We start from the raw sequence: 21,079 nt of genomic DNA, 5'->3' as shown, positions 1-21,079 counted from the left end.
GGGATAACAGGCTTATCTCCCCCAAGAGTTCATATCGACGGGGAGGTTTGGCACCTCGATGTCGGCTCATCACATCCTGGGGCTGGAGAAGGTCCCAAGGGTTTGGCTGTTCGCCAATTAAAGTGGTACGTGAGCTGGGTTTAGAACGTCGTGAGACAGTTCGGTCCCTATCCTCTGTGGGCGGAGGAGCTTTGAAGGTAGCTGTCCCTAGTACGAGAGGACCGGGACGGACCAACCTCTAGTGTACCTGTTGTCGCGCCAGCGGCATGGCAGGGTAGCTATGTTGGGAGCGGATAAACGCTGAAAGCATCTAAGCGTGAAGCCGAACCTGAGATAAGAGCTCCCGGACCTTCGGGTCCCTAAAGGGTCCAGGGAGATTACCTGGTTGATAGGCCAGAGGTGGAAGCGCGGCAACGCGTGCAGCCGACTGGTACTAATAACCCGTGAGGCTTGGCTCATTCTCTTTTCGGCTCTACCCTGCTCGGGTTGTCGTTCTTCGCGTCGCTGCCACGACGCACCCTTTGGGTGGTGATAGCGCAGGGGGTACACCCGTTCCCATTCCGAACACGGCCGTTAAGCCCTGCAGCGCCGATGGTACTGCCACCGGGAGGTGGTGGGAGAGTAGGACGCCGCCCAATTCTCCCGGACCCCGCGCCCGCCGCGGGGTCCGCTGCTTTCCCGCTGCTCCCGGCGGCTGCTAGGGGGAGCCATGCGCGACGTCGACGTCATCGTCGTCCACTACAAGACCCAGGAATGCACCGAGCGGGCCATCGCCTCGGCCCTCCCCGAGGAGTGCCTGCGGCGCGTGATCGTGGTGGACAATCATTCCGGCGATGGCAGCTGCGAGCACCTGCAGCGCCGCTTCGCCGCTGCCCCGGTCACCTTCCTCCCCCAAAACGAGAACCTCGGCTTCGGCACCGCCTGTAACCGGGGCGCCCGGCTGGCGAGGGGGGACTTTCTCTTTTTCCTCAACAGCGATGCTTTGGTGCAGCCCAGTTGCTTGGCGCTCTTGCGCGCCAAGCTGGAGCAGCGCCCCGACATCGGTCTGGTGGCGCCGGACGTCTATCGAGCCGACGGGCAGACGCTTCAGTCCGACGCGCAAGGCATCTTTCCCACGGCGGGCCGCATTCTGGCCCGGCGCACCCGCACCGTCCTCACGACGGTGGAGCCCGACTGGGTTTCGGCGGTGGCGGTGATGGCACGGCGGGTCGAGTACCTGCAGCTCGGCGGCTTCTCGGAGCGTCTGTTCCTCTACTACGAGGACGTCGATCTCTGCCGGCGCTATCGGCGCTCCGGCAAGACCGTGGTCCGTGAGCCCGCCGCCCGAGTGATCCACCTCGGCGGGCAGAGCCTGCGCTCGTCGCGGGAGCGCAAGCGCCTCTACTACACGAGCCAGGACCGCTACCTCGAGCTGAACGGCACGCCTTGGGTCGGCCGGCAGCTCGTCAAGCTGCTCCGCCTTCCCTACGCCAAGCTGCGCACCTAAACTCGCGTGACGTGGGGGGGAAGCCTTGGAAATCCTGATCGTCAAGATCGCGGCGTTGGGCGACGTGGTGATGGCTCTCACCATGCTCCCGGCGATCGAAAAGCACTATCCCCAGGCGCGGGTCACCTGGCTTACGGCCAAGCAGACGGCTCCCTTGGTGCAAGCCACGGGCAAGGTGCACCAGGTGATCGCGGTGGATGAAGAGCCTCTCTTGGCCGGAAATCGGGCGCAAAAGATCGAAGCCATGCTGCGGCTCTGGATCGACCTCGCCGGGCGGCGTTTCGATCTCATCGTGACCGCTCATCCCGACCCGCGTTACCGCTGGCTCACCCGTCCGCTGGCAGCAGCAGAGCGACGCGGGTTCTCGCGCCGGCAAGGGCAGCGACCCTTCCCGGTGCCCGGCCGCTACCACGGCGATGAATATGCGCGCTTGATCACCGGCGAGGAGGGTCCGGCGCAGGTGCCCAGTGTGCTCCCCAGCGTTCCGGTGGGTCTGTCCGAGACGGTCCGGGCCGCACTCGCCACCCTCCCCGTCCCGGTCGTCGCGCTGGCGCCGGGCGGTGCCAAGAACATCCTGAGCGACGTGCCTCTGAAGCGCTGGCCTCTATCGCACTACGCCGAGCTCGCCCGTCGCCTCCTCGCCCAGGGGTGCGGCGTGGTTCTCACCGGTGCCGCCTCCGACCTCTGGGTCCAGGAAGGCTTCGCCGGGCTCGATGTCCTCAATCTGATCGGCAAAACTTCGGTCATGGATCTCGTGGGTCTCTACGCGGCCTGCGACGCCGTCGTCACCCACGACAGCGGACCCCTGCACCTGGCGCGCTTGGCGGGAGCACCGCTGGTGGCGCTCTTCGGTCCCACGGCGCCGGCGGAATTCATCCGCCCCGACGCCAGGACCGTGGTCCTGTGGGGGGGCGCGCACCTGCCCTGCCGTCCTTGTTACGACGGCCGCCGCTACGCCGATTGTCACGATAATGTGTGTATGCAGAGCGTGACACCCGGGCAGGTGGAGGCGGAAGTGATGCAGCTCGCTGGGCGCGCCGAGGTGCGCCCTGGCTCGCGGCCATCAACGCTGCGCTCGCAGACCGAGAGGCGCACTCCTCGTTGAGCATGGCGAGGGGACGCCCGATAGGCGTCTTTGATGACAGGCGACCTCTCGCGTCCCCCTCCTTCCACTCCTGGATCGACGCGATTCTGTTTGTGGTGGAGCTGATGCCGCGCCGCACGGGCTCAGAAGTGTTCGTAACTCCAGCCCGAGTCGCCGTAGAAGGGCGAGGATGCCACGGTGAGGGTGTGCCCTTCGTTCCAAAGCAGATAGACATGACCGGTGTCCCCGACGCAAAGGAGTGGCGCCTCGGGTGTGGCCGGCAGATGCGAGGCGAGGTTCAGGTTGCGCGTGAGGCCGAGCCAGAGCGCCCCGTAATTCGAGACCCGGTCGAAGCCGATGCCGCGGATGCCCGGGTCCCCTTCGGTCCAGGTGAGATAGAAATTGCCGGCGGCGTCGGCACCGCTGCGAAAGGGAACGAAAGCTGGTTCCTGGAAACCCGCGGGCGCGACCAGATGCCAGCCTCCCGTGCGGGGCACACGTGTCTCGACGAAAGTGGCGCCATCGTCGGCGCTGGTGCGAAGACTGAAGAAGGAAGAAGCATCGGCGGCCACGGCTTGCCAGACGATGTAGAGGTGGCCGAAACGGTCGATGTGCATCTGCGGCTGCGTGGGATAGCCGCCGGTGGGGAGCCGCTGCGGGGCAGCCTCCCAGGACCGGCCTTGGTCATGGGAACGGGTGAAGAGGACGCCGGCGCTGGTGAGCCAAGCCGCGAAGGCCGCGCCGGTCGGCGACAGCGCCAGCGCCGGGCGCGGCAAGCGCGAGCCGACGAGGGGACGTCCCAGGTACTGATTCTCCCACTGCCAGGTGGCGCCGTGATCCACGGAGGCGTTGACGTAGATACCCGGGACGCCGGCTTGGAGCTCGCACCATCCCAGGAGCAGGCTCCCGGTGTCGTCGCAGACCAGGTCGGGGGCGGCTTTCTCCGCGGTGGAAACACCGGTGATGGCAACCGGCGTCTCGAACCAGCTGCTGCCGCGGTCGTGCGAGCTGTTGATATAAAAGGCGACGAAGCCCTCGGCTTCGTCGCGCCAGACCACGTAGATGTTGCCGCGCCGATCGCAGCGCAGGATGGGAGCGGCGAGGTGCAGCGAGGGGACGACACCGGTGTTGACCTGCACATCTGCCTCGAGCCAGGACTCGCCGCCGTCGAGGCTGCGGTTGAAGAAGAGATCGACCTTGCCGTGCCGGGTGTCTTCCCAGAGGACGTAGACCTCGCCAGGAGCACCCGCGGCCAGGTGCGGCCTGCCGCGCTCTCCCGCCACGCTGGTGTTGACGTAATGGAACCGTGGGCTCCAGCTTTCGCCATAGCGCTTGGAGTGGGCCACGAAGATCTGATTGGTGGTTTCGAAGCGCTCGGTGCCGGCAGCGTAGACGCCGCCCGCTTCGTCACAGGCCAAGGCAGCGTCGACGAAGCGCGGTGCCAGAGTCACCGGCGCGCTCGACGAACCCGGTGGGGCGGCATTGCAACCCGCCCCGAGAGCCGCGACCGCGAGCGCCGCGCTGCAGCGCGCCCTGGCAGCGAGCGTCCCTCCGAGGAGGCAAGGTAAAGGTGGCATCGGCGGGGCACCGTAGCAAGCCAGTGGCGAGGCGGTCAAGCGGGACCGGCGGGCCCCCATCGCCGACTCGCCGTCGGTCGACCTTTTTTCTCGCCGCGGTGTCTTGTGTCGCTGGCGCAGCGCTCTTCGAGCTGGGTGTGCGCTGGCTCGAGCCGCAACCCGAGTCGCGCTATCGCTACTCGCCGGCGACGTACTTCGAACCGACGCCGGGAGCGCGCTACGTCTATCGCCGGCAGGAGTTCTCCGTCCCGATCCAGATCAACGATTTCGGCATGCGCGACCTGCCGCGCCGGCTGGAGAAACCACCGGGAGGTCTCCGGGTGGCGCTCGTCGGCGATTCCTTCGCCGAAGCCCTGCAGGTGCCCCTGGACAGCACCGTGGCGCGGCTCCTGGAAGAACGCCTGCACGCTTGCTTCCCGGCCCGACCGCTCGAGGTGCTGAACTTCGGCGTCAGCGGCTTCGGTGCCGCTTGCTGCGCCGCGCGCACCAAGCACCTGGCGGCGCGCTTCCACCCGGACTTGGCGCTCTACCTGTTCGTGGCCAACGATCTCCTCGACGTCGTGGGCAACGATGCTCGTATCTATGTGGTGGAAGGCGACAGCATGCGCCTCCGTCCGGTCGTGCTCGGGCCGCTCCGGCGGAGCGCGCGCTGGCTCACCGACCTCGCCAAGGCGCACTTGCAGGCCTACCGCTTCCTGCGCTTCCGGCAGCAACATCGCGCCGAGAGTTCCCGGGTGGCGGCGGCACAGGAGCGCGGCGTGACGGGGGGAACGACGGAGCTGCTCCTCGACGAGCTGCAGTGGCGGCGCTTCTGCCAGGCACTGGCCCTCTTGCGGCAGGAAGCCGCTGCCGCCGGCGCGCCCTTGCTCCTGGCGCAGGCGACCACCTTTGGCCCGCAGATGAGCGCCCGTCTGGCCGGGCTCTGCGACGCTCTCGGCATTCCTTACCTGGACCTGGTGGGAGTTCTGGCAGCCGACCCGGGGCCGGTGAGTTTCCGTATCGACGGTCACTGGCGGGCCCGGGGCCACTGGGTGGCGGCGTCGGCGCTCGCCCCCGTGGTCTGCGACATGCTTAAGGCGAGGGAACCGTGAGGCGCGCCCTCCCGTAGAAGGGGCGCACCAGAGGCGGAGACAGCGTCGCGGCGCCCAGGACCCTATAATGCTTTCCCAGGCGAGGGGATCCGCCCGCCAGGGCCACGGAGGCATGGGCAGTTCTCCGCGTCTGGAGGATGATGATGCAGGCTGCGCCGCGCAGCAGGCGGGTCGCCCCTCGCGGGGCGCGCCGACAGTGGTGGAAGCAAACTGGGTGCAGGAGGAAAGCTTTGCGGCGGGGAATCCAGTCCATGGTGCTGATCGGGCTCTGCAATCTAGCGGCAGTGTCCGCAGTGTCCGGAAAGCCGGCGCGCGGCGGTGCCCCCGCCCCGGGAACAGCCGGCGACGAGCTGCAGCGGCAGATCTACGCCGCCCGCGATCAAGTGTTGCCGGCGCTGGTGAACGTGCAGCCCGTCGTCCCCGATTACAGCTCGGGGACGAAGGAGAAGTCGCAGGTCACCGGCAGTGGCGTGGTGGTCCGCGCCGAGGGCTACGTGGTGACCAACTACCACGTGGCGGGCCATTCCGAGCAGGTCATCTGCACGCTCTGGAACAAGGAGCGCCTCCGCGCCGAGCTCATCGGCGGCGACCCGCTCACGGACCTGGCGGTGCTCAAGCTGGACTTCAGCGACTACAAGGGGGAGCGGCCGCCGGCCGCGGAGTTTGGCGATTCCGACGCGCTGCAGACCGGGCAGATCGTGATGGCCCTCGGCAGCCCCTTCGCCCTGTCGCGCTCCCTCAGCTTCGGCGTCATCAGCACCACCGACCGCTACCTGCCCGCCGATTTCCGCCTGCCCTCGGGGGAGCGCACCGGCATCTTCAACACCTGGATCCAGACCGATGCAGCGATCAATCCGGGGAACAGCGGCGGCCCCTTGGTGGATCTGTCGGGCCGGGTGGTCGGGATCAACTCCCGCGCCTTCGTCATGGCCAACAACCTGGGCTTTTCCATCCCTGCCAACGTGGTGCGTGAGGTCTCGGGCGCCATCATCGCCGGGGGCAAGGTCGAGCGCAGTTGGATCGGGGTCGAGGTGCAACCGTTGCAGGAGCTGGAGGACTTCTTCGCCGCTCGCGCCGGCGGCGTCCTCGTCAGCGATGTCGAACCGGAGTCGCCGGCGGAGAGCGCTGGGATCAAGCCGGGAGACTTGCTGGTGCGCGTGGGGAACAAGGACGTGACCGCACGCTTCTACGAAGAGATCCCGCTCTTCTATAGCTTCGTCGCCGGCCTCCCGGCGGACAAGGAGGTCGAGATCGCCTACCAGCGCGCCGGTTCTTTGCAGACGGTGCGGCTCACGCCGCGGGAGTACGGTCGTTCGAGCGGCAGCGATTTCGAGGTCAAAGCCTGGGGTTTCACCGTGCGGGGGATCACCCAGCAGACGGTGCTGGACATGCATCTCGACAATGCCTCCGGTGTCCTGGTTTCCGGCGTGCGCGGCGGCAGTGCCGCCGAAGAAGGCGGTCTGGCACCGCAGGACATCGTGCGCTTCATCGGGGAGACGAAGGTGGAGAGCCTGGAACAGTTCCGCCAGCTCTACGAGGGGCTGTCGAAGGGAACTCCAGAACCGATCATGTTGCACGTCAAGCGACGGGATTCCGGGCGTTTCGTGCTGATCAAGCCAGGAGGACGTGAAGGGTGAGGCGAGGACTCGAGCGTTGCGGGAGCTCCGCCGCTCTCGCGGTGCTGCTCATGGGTGGCGTGCAGGCGGCGCAAGCGGGGCCGCGGCAGATCTACGAGCGCCAGCGCGGCAGCGTCGTGGCGGTGACCTACTACGTGGAAACGCGGATGATGCGCCAGGTGCGGGAGGTCGAGGGCCGCGACCTGGCCGTCGTGGTCGGAACGGATCTGATCATGCTCAACGGCGCCGTCGTCACCAGCTCGGCCACGGGCGCCCAACCCCACGATTTCAAAGTGCATTTCGGCGGCGGCGTGGTGCGCAACGCCAGCTTCGTCGGGCGTGACGAGTTCGCCAACATCGCCTTCCTACGCTTGCAAGGCACCCTGCCGCCCGGGGTACAGCCCTTGCGCTTCGATGTGCGTTCCCGGCCGCACGTGGGCGATGACGTCTACGTCCTGGGGCTCTTGCCCGACAACCTGGAGCCGATGGTGCATCTCGCCGCGGGTCGCGTCGTGGCCGACGTGGACAAGCCCAAGCCTTTCCTGGTGACGGATCTGAACGCCGAAGATGCCCTCGGCGGGCCCGTCTTCGATGCCGACGGCCGGGCCGTGGGCGTCCTCTCCGAGCTCGGCGGCGCCGGTCCCTCGTTCGTCTCCAGCTTCGGCGGCGAGGAGGGCTCCTACTACGGCATCCTGGTGCCGTCGGCGACGCTGGCGCCATTGATCGCGAGCCCGCCGCGCAAGGGCGAAGCGCGCCGCGCCTGGCTCGGGATCACGCTGCAGGCGCTGACGCCGGAGATGGCGGACTACTGGAAGCTGCCGGCCCAGAGCGGCATCATCGTCAACTCCGTCATCCCCGGCTCCCCGGCGGCAGTGGCGGGTCTGCAGGAGGGCGACATCATCTTGGAGATGAACGGCGCTCCCGTCCCGGTGGATCGAGAAGACCACGTGCCCATCTTCGTCGAACAGGTGGGATTGGCGGGGGTGGCGACCCAGCTGCACCTCGGCATCGTCCGCGGCGGGTCGCGGCAAGAGGTGGACGTGGTGCTGCAGGCGGCGCCGAAGTCGCCCCAGGAGGCCGAGGAATACCACAACAACGATTTCGAGCTCACCGTACGCGAGCTCGTCTTCGCCGACCTCCGCGCCCACGACCTGGCGCCGGACTTCCGGGGCGTGATGGTGAGTCGGGTGGAGGAAGGCAGCTGGAGCAGCGTCGGGGGCCTGGAGGCCGGGGACATCATCCAGCGCGTCGACGACGAGACCATTGCGGCGCCGGCGGACGTGAAGCGGGTGCTGGAAGATGCGGCGAAGAAGGAAATCCGGAAGCTGGTGTTCTTCGTCGAGCGCGATGGCCGCAGTCAGTTCATCACCGTGAAAACCGACTGGCAAGGCTGAGCCGCCGCCCGCGGCGGGAGGGCAACCCCGCGGCTGCCCTCCCCGCTGCGGCGTCTGGCGATCAGCGCGGGTGGCTGGAAGCGTCCTCGCTGCGAGCCCGCAATTCCTCGTTGGCAGCGATCTGTAGCTCGACCCGGCGGTTCTGGGCCCGGCCGTCGTTGCTGCCGTTGCTCGCCACCGGCATGCTCTCGCCGAAGCCCAACGCCTGGAGACGTGAACCGTTCACGCCGCGGGTGACAATGTAATTCCGCACCGACTCCGCCCGGCGTTCGGAAAGCTGCTGATTGTGGGTCTCCGAGCCGGTGTCGTCGGTGTGCCCTTTCACCAGCACATCGGTCTCCGGATAGTTCTGCAGCACCCGGCCCACGTCGTCCAGGAGTTTGCGCGCCTCGGATTTGAGCACTGACGAGTCGGTATCGAAGAGAATGGGACTCTGGAAGGTGACCACGAGCTCGTCGCCTACTTGCTGCACGTCCGCTCCAGGCACCTTTTCCAGCTCTTTCTTCTGCTTGGTCATGTAGTCACCGATGATGGCGCCCGCGGCCGTTCCGACCACGCCGCCGATGACCGCACCCTTGCCGCCGCCGACGGCGGCCCCGGTGGCCGCGCCGGCGACCCCGCCGATGGCGGCGCCCTTCTGTGTCCCGGTGCAGCCGAACAGTACGGGGAGCCCGGCGACAGCCACCGCCAGAGCCACGACCCCGATCTTCCTCCACTCCATAGTCTCCTCCTCCACATGCGCACGGTGCATTGCCGGAGTCCAAACGCTCCCCATGAGGGCGGGGCAGCGTCCACCCGAACGTGTTTGCACGGGACGTGCCGTTCGGCTAGGCTGGCGCCCTCGCGGAGGAGTCTCTTGCCTGATCTGGCCTACGTCAACGGCTGGGTGGGCCCGCTGCGACAGGCCCGCGTCGCCGTCCTCGACCGTGGCTTCCTGTTCGCCGATGGGGTCTACGAAGTGCTGCGCACCTACGGCGGACGGCCCTTCGCGCTGCAAGCGCATCTGCGGCGTTTGCAGCACAGCCGCCGCGGGCTGCGCCTGCCGGCCCCCTTGCCGAACCGGCGGCTCCGCGCGCTGATCCTGGAGCTGCTGCAGCGGAGCGGCTACGACGCGGCGCGCATCTACATCCAGGTGACCCGCGGCAGCTCGCGGCGCCGGCAGCACCTCTTCCCCCGCAGCGTCCAGCCGACGCTGGTGATCTACGTCGAAAAGTCCGGGGACGAAGCGGGACATCTCCAGGCGCACGGCGCCAGCGTGCGCACTCTCCCGGATTGGCGCTGGAAGTTCTGCCACTTGAAAACCCTCGTGTTGCTCCCAAACGTCATGGCCCGTCAGGCTGCCTGGCGGGCCGGCGCCGATGAAGCCGTGCTTCTCGGCCCTGGCGGCGTGGTCCGCGAGGGAGCGACGAGCAACATCTTCGTGCTGCGCCGCGGCGTGCTGCGCACCCACCCGTTGGGTCCAGAGATCCTCCCGGGCGTGTCACGGCAGGTGACGTTGGAGCTGGCGCGAGCGCAGGGACTGGAGGTGCGGGAGCAACCCTTCCGGCGTGCGGCTCTCTTCGCCGCCGACGAGGTGCTGCTTTCCTCCACCTCTCTCGAGGTGACGCCGGTGGTGCGCGTCGATGGCAAGCGCATCGGCAGCGGTGCGCCTGGCCCCGTGGCGCAGGCATTGCTCGCGCGCTTCCACGCCCGCACCCGGGGGAAACCGTGGCGGCGCCGCGTTCCTTCCTGATGGCGGTCCCGCCGCAACCCCGTGTACCATGGGGAGGTGGCAGGGGGAGGTGCCGATGCAGCAGCGCGTGCGGATCGAATACTGCGTCGTCTGAAACTACTACCCCCGCGCCGCCGGTCTGGCGGCGGAGCTGCAGCGACGTTTCGGGGCGACCGTGGAACTGGTGAAGGGCGGACGCGGTGCCTTCGAGGTGAGCGTCGACGGCCGTCTGGTCTTCAGCAAGTCGGCGACCCAACGTTTCCCCGAGGACGCCGAGATCTTCGCTCACTTCCAGCGGTCAGGGAGATCCTGAGCATGCAGGTCCGGGACATCATGACGACGCCGGTGTTCGCCGTGGGACACACGGACAACCTCAAGGTCGCGGAAGACTTGATGGCGTGGAAGCATGTCCGCCATCTGCCGGTGGTGGACGACTCCACCCATCTCGTCGGCCTCATCACCCACCGCGATCTCCTGCGTGCCTGCGTCTCCAGCCTGGCGGGGATCTCGCAGCACGAACAGGACGCTCTGCTCCGCGGCGTGCCGGTGCGGGAGATCATGCAGTCCGACATCGTGACCGTGGAGCCCGATGCCGACGCCCGCGAGGCGGCGCGCAAGATGCTGCAGCTCGAGATCGGCTGCCTGCCCGTGGTGGAAGGGAAGAAACTGGTGGGGATCGTCACCGAGGCCAACTTCCTGCGCTACCTGCTCGAGATCCTGGAATGACAAGCCCGCGGCGCGGGACGCCTCTGGTGCTCGGCCATCGCGGCGCTGCGGCGCAGGCGCCGGAGAACACGCTTCCGGCTCTGGAACTGGCGCTTCGTCTCGGTGCCGATGGGGTCGAGGTGGACGTGCAGCGCAGCGCCGACGGCGTCCTCGTCCTCGTCCACGATACGGACTGGCTGCGGACGGCGGGACTGGCGCGCCGGGTGCGCGAGGTGCCCTGGGGCGAGGTGCGCCGACTCGACGCCGGCGCCTGGTTCGGCTCTCGCTTCCGCGGCGTGGCGCCACCGCGCTTGGAGGCAGCGCTGGAAAGCCTGCCCGACAGCACCTTCGTCGACCTGGAGATCAAGTCCCCCGAGGACGATCCCGGCTTGGGCGCCGCCGTGCTCGCGGCAGCGCTCCCGCATGCGGAGCGTTTGCGCTTCTTGCTCACCTCCTTCGACCGCGATTGCCTCGAAGCGCTCCTTCCCAGGGCCTCGGGCATCGCTCTCGGCCTCCTCGCCAAAGCGCTCCCGGACCCCGGAGGTCCGCTGCTGCATCAAGCCCTGTGGGCGCCGGCGCTGCTGGAGAAACCGGACCACGTCGAGCGCGTACACCGAGCCGGGGGGCAGGTGTTCGCTTGGACCGTGGACGATCCCGAGGTGGCGCAACGACTGCAAGATCTCGGCGTCGAGGGGATCATCACCAACGAACCGGGGAAGATCTGCAAGAGCTTGCGGCGGCGGGATGCAATCTGACCCGAGGTCACCGGCACAAACCCATCGAATCATTGCCATTCAACGTCGTCGACTGCGGCCCTGGGCGCTCTGTTGCGCCTCCAGACGTTCGACCCGCCGCCGCAGGTCGTCGTTCTCCTGGCGCAGGTCGCGCAACTCGGCACGCAGGGCTTTCCACGCCTCGGGCGAGCGGCCGCTATCGCTCAGTTCGCGGAGCGCCATTTCGGCGGCGCGCTGGATGCGACGATCCACATCGCTCCGCGCCAGCAGACGCAGCGCCGGCACCGCCTGTGGGCGGCCGAGACGGGCCAGTGCTTCCGCCGCATCGATGTTGGCGAAGAAGTCTCGATCGCCGAGGCTGCCGATGAGGATTTCCTCGATCGCCCGGGCCCGGGCGGGGAACGACTGACCGAGGGTGGCGAGGGCGCGCATCGCGGCCGACCGGGCCCAGCGACTGTGGCCATAACGGCACCAGGGCAGAACGACGTCGATGCTGCGCTCGTCTTCCAGGAGACCGAGCGCTTCCAGCGCCGCGGCGCGAATGCAGTCGCGGTACGACGGCAGGCGCAGCGCCCGGCGGCAGAGGGCGAAGGTGGCGTCGGCGCGCCGGCGGGCGAGGGTGCGGAGGATCTCGGCGCGGACGAGGTATGCCGGTTCGCGACGCCAGAGAGCAAGCAGAGCCTCGTGCACCGGGAGCTCGGGGCGGAGCTCGGCCAAGGCGCGCACGATGGCGCGCCGGCGGCGCGGCTCGTCGCTCCGCAGCGCGGCGAGCAGCGCCGTGCGCGCCGCCGCGCCGCCCACCCGCGCCAGGGCGCGCGCGATCTCACCGGCGGTGCCGGGAAAGCGCGCCCGGCGGAGCGCCTGGCCGAGCGCCCGGGTCACCTCCGCATCGCCGGGGAAACGGGCGAGGCCGCGGGCCGCATCCACTTGACCATGCAGATCCCGGGCGCTCTCGAGCTGGGCGAGGAGCTCCTCCCGCCCGGGCTCGACTTGCAGCTGCAGCAACAAGGCATGCTCGGGATCGAGGCGCAGATAGCGTGGGCGCTGGGGTGCCGGAAGGGCGAAGCTCTGCTGGGCGCGCTCGACTTGCAGACGCTGCCGGCGCGGGCCACGGGCGAAGCCCACCTCGACATCCAAGGAAAACAAGAAGCAGGCACGGCCGCCCTCGGGCCCCTGGGTCTGGCGCAGTTGCAACTCCACTTGCCGGCTCGTCTCGTCCCAGCGCCAGCGCCCCTCGAGGCGCGGGAACCCAGCCCCCAGCACCCATTGCTCGAAGAACGCGTCCAGGTGCCGGCCGGTGCTCTCTTCGATGGCGATCTTGAGGTCCGCGGTTTCGACATTCTGGAAAGCGTGCTTGCGCAGGTAGTGCCGCAAGGCTTTCCAGAACAGGGCGTCGCCGAGCTCGTGGCGCAGCATGTGCAGGACGAGACCGCCCTTCTCGTAGAGGTGGCGGTCGAAGATCTCCACCGGCCGCGTGTAGCGCCGTTCCACGATGGGACGCTGGTAGGCCTCGTCTTCCTTGAAGTAGTCCTCGGCGTCGCCGTGCAGCTTCCAGAGGAACTCGTCGCGCCCGCGGTGGTGCTCCAGGAACAAGGCTTCGGCGTAGGTGGCGAACCCCTCGTGGAGCCAGGCGTGCGCCCAATCCTTGCACGTCAGCACATTGCCCCACCATTGGTGCGCGAGCTCGTGGGCGATGAGCGCGTCGCTGTGGGTTTCGGTAGCGGCCACGGCGTCGAGGAGGACCGCATCGGTGAGCGTGGTGGCGGAGATGTTTTCCATGCCGCCGAAGATGAAATCCTGCACCACCACCTGGGCGTATTTCTCGAAGGGATAGGGGAAGTCGAAGCTGCGGGCGAAGAAGCGCAGCATCTCCGGGGTGCGGCCGAAGGTGCGCTCCACCTGGGGCCGTTCGCCGCGGGGGACGGCGTAGGTGAGCGGCACCCCGTCCACTTCCTGCTGCACGGTGTCGAAATCGCCGGCCACGAGGGAAATCAAGTAGGGCGGATGCGGGGCGTCCTCGCGCCAGTGGTAGGTGTGCCAGCGTCCACGGCGGCGTACGCCGAGGAGCTTGCCGTTGGCGATGACTTGGAAAGATTGCGGCACCGTGGCGAGGAGTTCGCTCGTGGTCTTGTCGTGCGGATGATCGAAGCAGGGGAACCAGTGGTGCGAGTCCTCGTCCTGGCCCTGGGACCAGACCTGCGCCGGCTTGCGCGGGTGCGCCGCGTCGGGGCCGATGAAGTACAGGCCGCGCCGCGGCACGCCGTGGTAGGCGATGGCGAGGCGGAGCTCCACACCTCCCGGTCGCCGGCGTGGCCAGTGCAACCGCAGGCAGTCGCCGGCATGCTCGAAGCGCACGGCGCCGCCGTCGCTCCGCACCGAGTCCACGTGCAGCGTGCTGGCGAGATCGAGGTCGAGGCTGGACAAGGATTCCAGCGGCACCAGGGTCAAGGTGGCGACGCCGCGGAGGTCGGGACGGCGTGGATCGAGCCGCAGCTCCAGCCGGAGGTGACGGGTGTCGTAGGTGCGGTGGCGGGCGTAGCGCGCCGGGAGATCCGGCGGGGCGAAGGGTCGCTTGCTCTCCCCGTTCATGAGTCGGCGTCGGAGAAGGCCAGTTGCACCCGCCGGGCGGGGCGACGCGGCGCCGGCAGCTCCGAAGCCAGGTGCAACCCGGGAGGCATCGACCCCAGACGCACGGCGGCGGAGACGAGCTGCGACGCCGTGGTCAGGTCGCCGTGGAAACCGCCGTGCACGGTGCAGTGGAGGCTCGGCTTGCCGCGCAGGTGCACTTCGTCGCGGGGATTCTCCGCTTCCAGATACATCTGCAGGTCCAGGACGATGCGTTCGTGGCCGCCCTGGGAGCCGACGGCGCGATGATGGATGCCACAGACGCGTCCGCTCGGCACATCGAAATGATCGGTGCGCAACCGGCGTGGGGCGAGCTTCGGCACCAGCGTCTCCTGAACCCGATCGAGAGGCCAGCCGAGCAGATCGGCGACGTGAGCGCAGGACTCCACCAAACCCACGTGCCCGATCTTGCCTTCCCGCGCCAGGGCTTCGAACTGCGCCGCCGTGAGGCCCGAGCCGATCTTGCGTTGCAAAGGCCCGCGCCGCTGCGACGCGTCCACCACGCGGTGTACTTGCACGTGCTCCAGGCTTTGCGAGTTCGAGGCCAAGATGACCGGCCACACATCCATGGCGAAACCTGGATTGATGCCGGTGCCGACGATGCATCGTCCGGCCCGGCGGGCGGCGCGGTCGAGCCGGGCGGCGAGGCGTGGCGCGCGTAGCGCCGGGTAAGAGAGTTCCTCGGTGGAGGAGACCACGTGATAGCCCTGGTTGAGCAACGCCAGGATGGAGGGCGCAGCGCCGCGGAGCGAGCTCGTGGTGGTGAGGAAGGCGAGAGCTTCGCCGCGTGGTGCCGGCGCCGTCTCCCGCACCGACGTGCTCGGAGCTTGCGGGCCCAACAGGCGGCGCAGCGGCGTGCCCACCAGCTGCGGCGAAAGATCCACGCCGGCGAGGAGCTGGAACGAGGCATCTTGCGACAGCACGAGCTTGCCCAGCTCGACCCCGATCGGGCCCAGGCCGATGATGACCACCTTCTGGCGCGCCGCACGAGCCGGGCGCGCACGCAGCGTGAGGCGGCGCTCCATGCCTGCACTCTAGCAGAGCCAAAGCGGGCTTCCAAACACGAGGCGAGCGATGGTCGACGCGCCTCCTCGCTCTGTGGCATCCTGGCGCTTCGTCCGGAACTGCCTGCGGAGGCGCGGTCCATGGCACAGGGGCAGCGTAAGATCCTGGTGGTGTGCTTCGGCAACATCTGTCGCAGCCCGACGGCGGCGGCACTCCTGATCCGCGCCCTCGCGAGCCGTGGCCTCGGCGCGCACTACGAGGTCACCTCCGCCGGTGTCGGCGCCATCGAGGGCCAACCGGCCGCACCACTCGCGGCTGCGGTGGCCGCCGCCCACGGCCTCGATCTGTCCAGCCATCGGGCCCGCCGCTTGGACGCGGCCATGGCCCAAGGCGCCGACTTCCTCATCGCCAGCGACGAGGTGGTGGAGGATCTGATCCTGCGCATCGCCGGTGACATCGCCGTCCTGGGTTGGCACGTGGACGATCCCTACGGCGGCCCAGAAGAGGAGTACCGCGCCGCCTTCACCGTCCTCCAGGGTCTGGTGACCGAATTCGTCGCCCGGCTCCCTTAAGCCCGCTTGAGCCCGAGCCGGCGCTGGTAGACTGCACCGCCATGCGCGCCACTTCCCCAGCCATCGCCGTCCTCGGCACGTTGACGCGGGATACCACGGTGTATGCCGACGGCTCGCGGAGCGAGAACCTCGGCGGCACGCACTACAGTGTGTTGACCCTGGCACACCTCTTCCAAGGCAAAGCGCGCATCCTCCCGGTGGCGCATGTGGGTGCCGACGCCTTCACCGCCATCGAGGCGGCGCTCAACTTGCCCGGAGTCGACCGCTCCGGCCTGATGCAAGTGCCGCAGAGCAACAACCACGTCTATCTCACCTACACGAGCGCCACCGAACGCGAGGAGATCTTGGTCGGTCTGGTGCCGCCCCTCTCGGCAGCGGAGTGCAGCGGCTTCGGATCTCTGGACTGGGTGCTGGTGAACCTGACTTCGGGACGCGACGTGACCTTGGAAGGCATGCAGGCGCTGCGCGGGGCGACGGGCGGCACGGTGCAGCTGGATGTGCACAGCTTGACCCTGGACTTCGCCCCGAACGGCAAGCGCTTCCTCTCCAAGCCCGAGGGCTGGGAGCGCTGGGTGGCATGCGCCGATTGGGTGCAGATGAACGAGACCGAGGCCAAGCTCCTCGGCGAAGGTCTGCCGCTACAGGAGTTCGCCGCTCGTGTCCTCGCCCTCGGACCGCAGGGTGTCTTCGTCACCCTCGGGGACGCCGGCTGTCACGGCTTCTGGCACCAAGGGGGAGAACGGCGGAGCCTGCGCCTGCCGGCGGCGCGCCAGCCAGAGCCGGCGTTTCCCACCGGCTGCGGCGACGTCTTCGGCGCCGGCCTCGCTTTCGCCCTGCTCCAAGGGGCCCCTGTGGACGCGGCCTTGCGCTTCGCCAATGCCACGGCTGGCACCAAGGCGGGCTGGGAGCCCTTCGGTGCGCTCCGCGACCTGCGACGCGCTCTCGCTCGCGAGCTCGAAACCTTGCTGCCCGAGCCTCACGCCTGAACGGTAGCACCGCTCGCCAGCGCCCACAAACGGTCGAAGCCGCGCTCGGCCTGCTGCGCCAAGCCGGCGACGACACGCTGATTGTGCTGCGCCATGCGCTCCAGCGCCGCCAGCTCGGGAAGGCGGCGGGCGATGAAATCGGCGAGGAGCACGTAGGCATAACCCAGCGTTTCGAAGTCGCCGATGCGCGGCTGCAGCACCACGGGAACGACGCCGTGGGCGAGGTACTCGACCAGCTTCGTCGGGCAGGCGACGCGATTGATCGGATCGTCGTCCCGGAGCACGAATCCGAGCTGCGCCTTGCGGTAGTAGTCCCCGAGGTCCGCCTTGGCTACGGAGTCCAAGCGCACCCGCTGCAGCAGATGCCGCGCCGCGAGCTGCCTGGCCCATGCCTCGGGTTGGCCGCTCAAGAAAGTGTAGCGGTGCTGCTCGCCGGCGCGGGCCACGGCATCCAGCATGAGCTCCAGGTTCTGCCAGGGCTGCACCCCGCCCACGTAGAGGACGTCCATTCCTGCCGCGGCGGCGCTGCGGAACTTGCCCCCGATGGCTGGCGCGAGGGCTTCGACGAGCGGGAGGGTGAGCAGCGTCGCCACGGGGTGACGACGCGGGCGCGCGGCGAAGTGTCGCGCCATGGCGTCGGAGACGGTGATGACGAGGGCGCTGCGCTGCAGCGCCAGAGTCTCGACCCAGCGGAAGAGGAGGGCGCGCCAGCGCGCCCCGTCGAGTCGTAGCTCCTCCGGCACGAGACCGTGCATGTCGGTGACCACGCACCGCTGCCGATACACCGAGAGCGCGCGCAGGCCGTTGTACACCGAATGCACGTAGAAGAGGCGTGCGCGTCGGGCCAGGAGGGCGACGAGGAGCGGGGAAAAGAAAGCGTGGGCGCGGAGCACCGTGAGCCGTGGGCCCCGCGACTCGCGGCGCGGGCGGAAATGGCGGCGGAAGCTGAGATCCAGATACACCCGCTCGAGTGCGTCGAAGCGGGCGTCCAGCGCTGCGACTCGCTGCATGGCGCCGTCGCGCTCTGCGCCCGGATCCGGGAAATTGGCGATGACGACGAGGGCAGGAGATCGCCACCAGGCTTGCGGGCGCGGACCGACTGTGGCCTTCTCCCAATCGCGGCGGAAGCGCTGCCACAGGATGACGCCGAAGGGAACGGCGACGAGGAAGCTGACGAGGGCGCAACCGCTCACCACACCGGCGGCACCTTGGGCGCGGCCGAGGAGCCAGGTGACGGCACCTTGCAGCACCGCCAGCGCTACCGACAGGGCGGCGAAGGGCTCGCGCTTGTGGGCGCGCCCGTACGTTGCCAGAGCTCCGAGGGTGACGTGACCGCAGATGGCGGCGAAGAGAAGCGCTGCCTGCGTCGCCGGCAGGAAGCGCGCTCCGATGGCCCAGCGCGACTGCACGAAGGCAAGCACCGCGGTGCCGGCGAGCGCCCCGGATGCGGCCACCACCAGAGTCTGTCGCAGCAGCTGCTGGAAGAGGCGGTCCAGCGCGGCGCGCTCGCCCCGGGCCACCAGCTTCCCCATTTCCGGCGCGTGCGCCGCGGTCCAGGTGAGGGCGAGGGCGAGGAGCGCGTTGGCGGCGCTGAGCGTGATCCCCATGCGCCCGGCCACCTCGGGGCCGTGGTAGTAGAAGAGCACTGGGTTGAAAAGTTGGAAGACGAAATAGCCCGAGGCCCAGGAGAGAGCGATGCGCCACTGCAGCGGCCAGATCTCGCGCCGCCAAGAGAGATCCGAGCCGAGCGCACCGCGCCCGTAGGCCAGGCGGAGCAGCGCCGGTTTTTCGCGGCCCAGGTAGTGGGCAAAGACGAAGCAGCGGCACCACGCCGGCGCGCAGGCGGCGTAGAGGCCTAACCCTGAGAAGATCAGGACCCAGGTGCCGGCAGCGGCGAGGATCGCCGCCGCCATCTCCCGCCGATTCACCGCGGTCACCTCACCGCTGCCGAGGACGACGGCGATGCAGGGGGCGAGAGCGAGATTGCAGGCGCTGCCGCAGCACGCCAGGACCCAGGGTGCGCGCCAGGCGACGCCGGCAGCCTCACCTTGCCGGGAGAAAAACCAGAGTCCGATGGGAACGACGAGAAAGACCAGGCCGCCCGCAGCGGCAGCGAACCACTGCGAGGCACGGCGGAGCAGGGTGCCGAGGCGCGCGCGTGCCCGGGCATCCCCCGTCACCTGGCCGCCTGGCGCCCAGGCAAGCGCGGCGAACTCGTGACTGGCGTACTGGGCGACCACGGTGGGCAGCCCGAGCTCGAAGAAAATTTGCAAGCCGAGCAAGCTCGCGAACGTATAGAAGAAGCCTTGCTCGGCGGCGCTGAAGCGGCTGGCGACGAAGAGCATGGTGAGCGGTGCCGCCAGCAGTCCCCAGAGACGCGCCACGAGTCCGTAAACGATCGCACGGCTGAGGCCGAGGCCGAGGAGACTCTCCGGGAACGCTTTCATCCCCGTCTCCGGTCGGCGAGAGCCACGAGACCGCGCCGCAATCCCTCGGGGACGAAACTCGCCGGACCGAGCAGAGGCAGGTAGAGCTTTCCGGAGCGTGCTCTCGCCGTGCCGCGCCCGCCCTGGACGAGATCCAGGTAGCGCCGCGCCATGCGCTCGCTGCCGAAGTCACGCCGCGTCCGTTCCCAGGCGGCATGGGAGAGGCGGGCCCACAAGGCGGGGTCGCGCCCGAGGCGGAGGATGGCGGCGGCGAAGGCCTCGGTGTCGCCGGCGGCGGGAAGGAAGCCCTCCTCGCCGTCACGGCAAAGCGACTCGGTGCTGCCCGGAAGCCGCGACGCCACCGGGACGACACCGCGCGCCATAGCTTCCAGCACCACCATCGGCGCGCCTTCGAAGCGCGACGGCAGCAGACAGAGGTCCGCCTGCTGCAAGAGTTCCATGGCGGCTGGATGCGGAACGTTGCCGTGAAAACAGAGGCGCTCCGGCGGCAGGAGCGCCGCGAGGCGCTGGCGGAGCAGGGCGGCGTCGGCTCCACCGGCACCGATGACGTCGAACCGTACCTCCAAGCCGGCGGCGAGCACGCGGGCGAGGATGTCGGGCAGATCGAGGATGCCTTTCTGCCGCTGCTCCAGGCGGCCGAGGAAAACGAGACGAAGCGGCGCGGTGCCGCGCCGGGCTGCCGCCTTCGGGTAGGAGGCAGGGACCTCGACGCCGTTGGCGATGCAGAGCAGTCTTTCGGCCTCTGCCCCCTGCTCGAGGGCTCTCTCTTGCACCACCGGACTCACCGCCACCGCCCAGTCCAGGTTGTCGGCGTTGCCGAGGCCGACGCGGAAGATCGCCTCGTCGTCGTTGTGCAACACCGAGACCGCCACACTGCGCTCCCCCAAGAGTCCGAGACCGCTCTGGGCGCTGCGGCTGTGGTGCAGGAGGACGGCGTCGTAAGGGCGCAGGCAGCGGGCCACTTCGAGGGCGTGGCGGCGACGACTCCACCAGGGTGGAGGCACGAGGTCGGTGCGGGCGAAATCTTCTTGTCGTGGTCGAGAGTGCCAGGCCCCGCGCCTCTCGGTGACGACGAGGGTGACGTCGGCTCCCAGGGCGCGGAGCCCGCGAGCGAGGCCGAAAAACATCGATTCCATCCCGCCCACTTCGAGGGCGTGTGCGACCATCGCGATCCGTTCCGGTGTCGTGCTCACGGCCTCCGTCCGTGGGCCCAGAGTCCAGCGGGGTCGGGCCGGAGGTGGCGTTGCCGCAGGCGGCGGAGTTCGTACTTGAGACGCCCCGGACGCAGCAGGGAGGGTGGAGCCTCGAGGTCGATGACACCGCTGGCGACCACGGTGAAGCCGACCCTTTCCAGCAGCTGTCGCAGCGCCGTGGCGGTGAAGAAGAGGAGATGCACCGGAGGAAGCCAGTCGGGGCGCGAGGCGTTCTGCACCAGGCGACTCTCGCGGTTGGGAACGGTGCAGAACAAGGAACCGCCCGGAGCGAGCAGAGCGAAGAGATCCTGCACGAGTGGGACGGGATGCGCCTGGTGCTCCAGAACCTCGAAGGCAGTGACCACGTCGAACCTCTCGCCGCGCTCGCCGAGTGCCGCGGCGGTGGCGCACTCGAGAGGGAAGGGGGCGCTGCCACGCCCTTGCTCGACGGCGGCGGCGGCGACATCGATCCCGCGCACGTTCCAGCCCGCCGCGTGGGCGGCGCGACAGAAGATGCCGACGCCGCACCCCACATCGAGAAGGCTTTCCCCGGCGCGTCGCTGCACCTGCTCGAAGAAGGGCCGATAGGTCGGGTAGCGGGCGAAGGTGCGCCAGTCTCGCGTGCGCGCCAGCGGCTCCACTTGCGCGGCCCGATATTCCGGCGAAGCATAGAGGGCGCTGTAATCGACGGCGGCGACGTCGGTTTCCGGGGAGAACCAGAGGCCGCAGGTGGCGCAGGCCAGGACCTCGGCGGGACCCACGCGCGCACGCTCACCGGACCACGGGGCGGTACAAGCCGGGCACGCGACTTCGCTCTGCATCGCTCGGCCTCCGCGCGACGCCGGGGCGAACC

The 21,079-nt window shown here is 68.9% G+C and carries 18 protein-coding genes and 2 rRNA genes; 13 read left to right on the top strand and 7 right to left on the bottom strand.

Annotated features, from left to right (window positions below; translation table 11 throughout):
* The 4 genes from VFE28_01030 to VFE28_01015 form a co-directional block, all read left to right on the top strand.
* A 23S ribosomal RNA gene (locus tag VFE28_01030) occupies window positions 1–458 on the top strand; the annotation flags it as partial.
* 63 nt (window positions 459–521) lie between these two features.
* A 5S ribosomal RNA gene (rrf, locus tag VFE28_01025) occupies window positions 522–638 on the top strand.
* Between the two features lie 71 nt (window positions 639–709).
* Window positions 710–1,486, top strand: a complete 777-nt coding sequence (locus tag VFE28_01020) for a glycosyltransferase family 2 protein (GenBank protein HZM14557.1) — start codon at window positions 710–712, stop codon at window positions 1,484–1,486.
* A gap of 25 nt (window positions 1,487–1,511) precedes the next feature.
* Entirely contained in the window at window positions 1,512–2,591 is a 1,080-nt protein-coding gene (locus VFE28_01015; protein HZM14556.1) for a glycosyltransferase family 9 protein, read from the top strand.
* 122 nt (window positions 2,592–2,713) lie between these two features.
* Here the strand turns inward: VFE28_01015 and VFE28_01010 are convergent, their stop codons facing one another.
* Window positions 2,714–4,021 (bottom strand): sialidase family protein, encoded by a 1,308-nt coding sequence (locus VFE28_01010; GenBank protein ID HZM14555.1) that lies wholly within the window; start codon window positions 4,019–4,021, stop codon window positions 2,714–2,716.
* A gap of 263 nt (window positions 4,022–4,284) precedes the next feature.
* Here VFE28_01010 and VFE28_01005 point away from each other — a divergent pair, with 263 nt between their 5' ends.
* From VFE28_01005 to VFE28_00995, 3 genes are all read left to right on the top strand, one after another.
* Complete coding sequence (locus tag VFE28_01005; protein HZM14554.1) at window positions 4,285–5,238, top strand: hypothetical protein; 954 nt, start codon at window positions 4,285–4,287, stop codon at window positions 5,236–5,238.
* Window positions 5,239–5,468: 230 nt separating this feature from the next.
* A complete protein-coding gene (locus VFE28_01000) occupies window positions 5,469–6,875 on the top strand; it encodes a trypsin-like peptidase domain-containing protein (GenBank protein HZM14553.1) in 1,407 nt (468 codons plus the stop codon).
* Window positions 6,872–8,248 (top strand): PDZ domain-containing protein, encoded by a 1,377-nt coding sequence (locus tag VFE28_00995; protein ID HZM14552.1) that lies wholly within the window; start codon window positions 6,872–6,874, stop codon window positions 8,246–8,248. The genes VFE28_01000 and VFE28_00995 overlap by 4 nt, the downstream gene beginning before the upstream one ends.
* A gap of 61 nt (window positions 8,249–8,309) precedes the next feature.
* On the opposite strand, the gene VFE28_00990 is transcribed toward VFE28_00995, so the two are convergent.
* Window positions 8,310–8,969, bottom strand: coding sequence for an OmpA family protein (locus VFE28_00990; protein ID HZM14551.1), 660 nt, complete (start codon window positions 8,967–8,969; stop codon window positions 8,310–8,312).
* Between the two features lie 135 nt (window positions 8,970–9,104).
* On the opposite strand from VFE28_00990, the gene VFE28_00985 reads away from it, so the two are divergent.
* From VFE28_00985 to VFE28_00970, 4 genes are read left to right on the top strand one after another with little or no spacing between them, the layout of a single operon-like run.
* Window positions 9,105–9,980, top strand: a complete 876-nt coding sequence (locus VFE28_00985) for an aminotransferase class IV (protein HZM14550.1) — start codon at window positions 9,105–9,107, stop codon at window positions 9,978–9,980.
* Window positions 9,981–10,035: 55 nt separating this feature from the next.
* Entirely contained in the window at window positions 10,036–10,272 is a 237-nt protein-coding gene (locus tag VFE28_00980) for a SelT/SelW/SelH family (seleno)protein (protein ID HZM14549.1), read from the top strand.
* A 2-nt stretch (window positions 10,273–10,274) separates the two neighbouring features.
* Complete coding sequence (locus VFE28_00975; protein ID HZM14548.1) at window positions 10,275–10,685, top strand: CBS domain-containing protein; 411 nt, start codon at window positions 10,275–10,277, stop codon at window positions 10,683–10,685.
* Complete coding sequence (locus tag VFE28_00970; protein HZM14547.1) at window positions 10,682–11,419, top strand: glycerophosphodiester phosphodiesterase; 738 nt, start codon at window positions 10,682–10,684, stop codon at window positions 11,417–11,419. The genes VFE28_00975 and VFE28_00970 overlap by 4 nt, the downstream gene beginning before the upstream one ends.
* Before the next feature lie 39 nt (window positions 11,420–11,458).
* Here VFE28_00970 and VFE28_00965 read toward each other — a convergent pair whose 3' ends face one another.
* Together VFE28_00965 and VFE28_00960 are read right to left on the bottom strand one after the other, a co-directional pair.
* Window positions 11,459–13,987, bottom strand: a complete 2,529-nt coding sequence (locus tag VFE28_00965) for a M1 family metallopeptidase (GenBank protein HZM14546.1) — start codon at window positions 13,985–13,987, stop codon at window positions 11,459–11,461.
* Window positions 13,984–15,048, bottom strand: coding sequence for a dihydrodipicolinate reductase (locus VFE28_00960; protein HZM14545.1), 1,065 nt, complete (start codon window positions 15,046–15,048; stop codon window positions 13,984–13,986). Before VFE28_00960 ends, VFE28_00965 begins: the two co-directional genes overlap by 4 nt.
* Before the next feature lie 120 nt (window positions 15,049–15,168).
* Between VFE28_00960 and VFE28_00955 the strand changes: the two genes are divergently transcribed.
* Together VFE28_00955 and VFE28_00950 are read left to right on the top strand one after the other, a co-directional pair.
* A complete protein-coding gene (locus tag VFE28_00955) occupies window positions 15,169–15,600 on the top strand; it encodes a low molecular weight phosphatase family protein (GenBank protein ID HZM14544.1) in 432 nt (143 codons plus the stop codon).
* A gap of 41 nt (window positions 15,601–15,641) precedes the next feature.
* Window positions 15,642–16,586, top strand: a complete 945-nt coding sequence (locus VFE28_00950) for a carbohydrate kinase family protein (protein ID HZM14543.1) — start codon at window positions 15,642–15,644, stop codon at window positions 16,584–16,586.
* Here VFE28_00950 and VFE28_00945 read toward each other — a convergent pair.
* Genes VFE28_00945 through VFE28_00935 form a run of 3 tightly spaced genes read right to left on the bottom strand, consistent with a single transcriptional unit; the run spans window position 16,577 to window position 21,047 of the window.
* Window positions 16,577–19,033 (bottom strand): hypothetical protein, encoded by a 2,457-nt coding sequence (locus VFE28_00945; GenBank protein ID HZM14542.1) that lies wholly within the window; start codon window positions 19,031–19,033, stop codon window positions 16,577–16,579. The two genes, VFE28_00950 and VFE28_00945, sit on opposite strands and share 10 nt — an antisense overlap.
* Window positions 19,030–20,226 carry a glycosyltransferase family 4 protein gene (locus VFE28_00940; protein ID HZM14541.1) on the bottom strand — a complete coding sequence of 399 codons (1,197 nt, stop codon included), beginning with the start codon at window positions 20,224–20,226 and terminating at the stop codon, window positions 19,030–19,032. The genes VFE28_00945 and VFE28_00940 overlap by 4 nt, the downstream gene beginning before the upstream one ends.
* Entirely contained in the window at window positions 20,223–21,047 is an 825-nt protein-coding gene (locus VFE28_00935) for a class I SAM-dependent methyltransferase (GenBank protein HZM14540.1), read from the bottom strand. Before VFE28_00935 ends, VFE28_00940 begins: the two co-directional genes overlap by 4 nt.
* Between the last annotated feature and the right edge of the window lie 32 nt (window positions 21,048–21,079).

The organism is Candidatus Krumholzibacteriia bacterium (genome assembly GCA_035649275.1).
Lineage (GTDB): Bacteria > Krumholzibacteriota > Krumholzibacteriia.
Note: the sequence above shows the minus strand (reverse complement) of the source record. Positions and strands in the feature narration are given on the sequence as shown.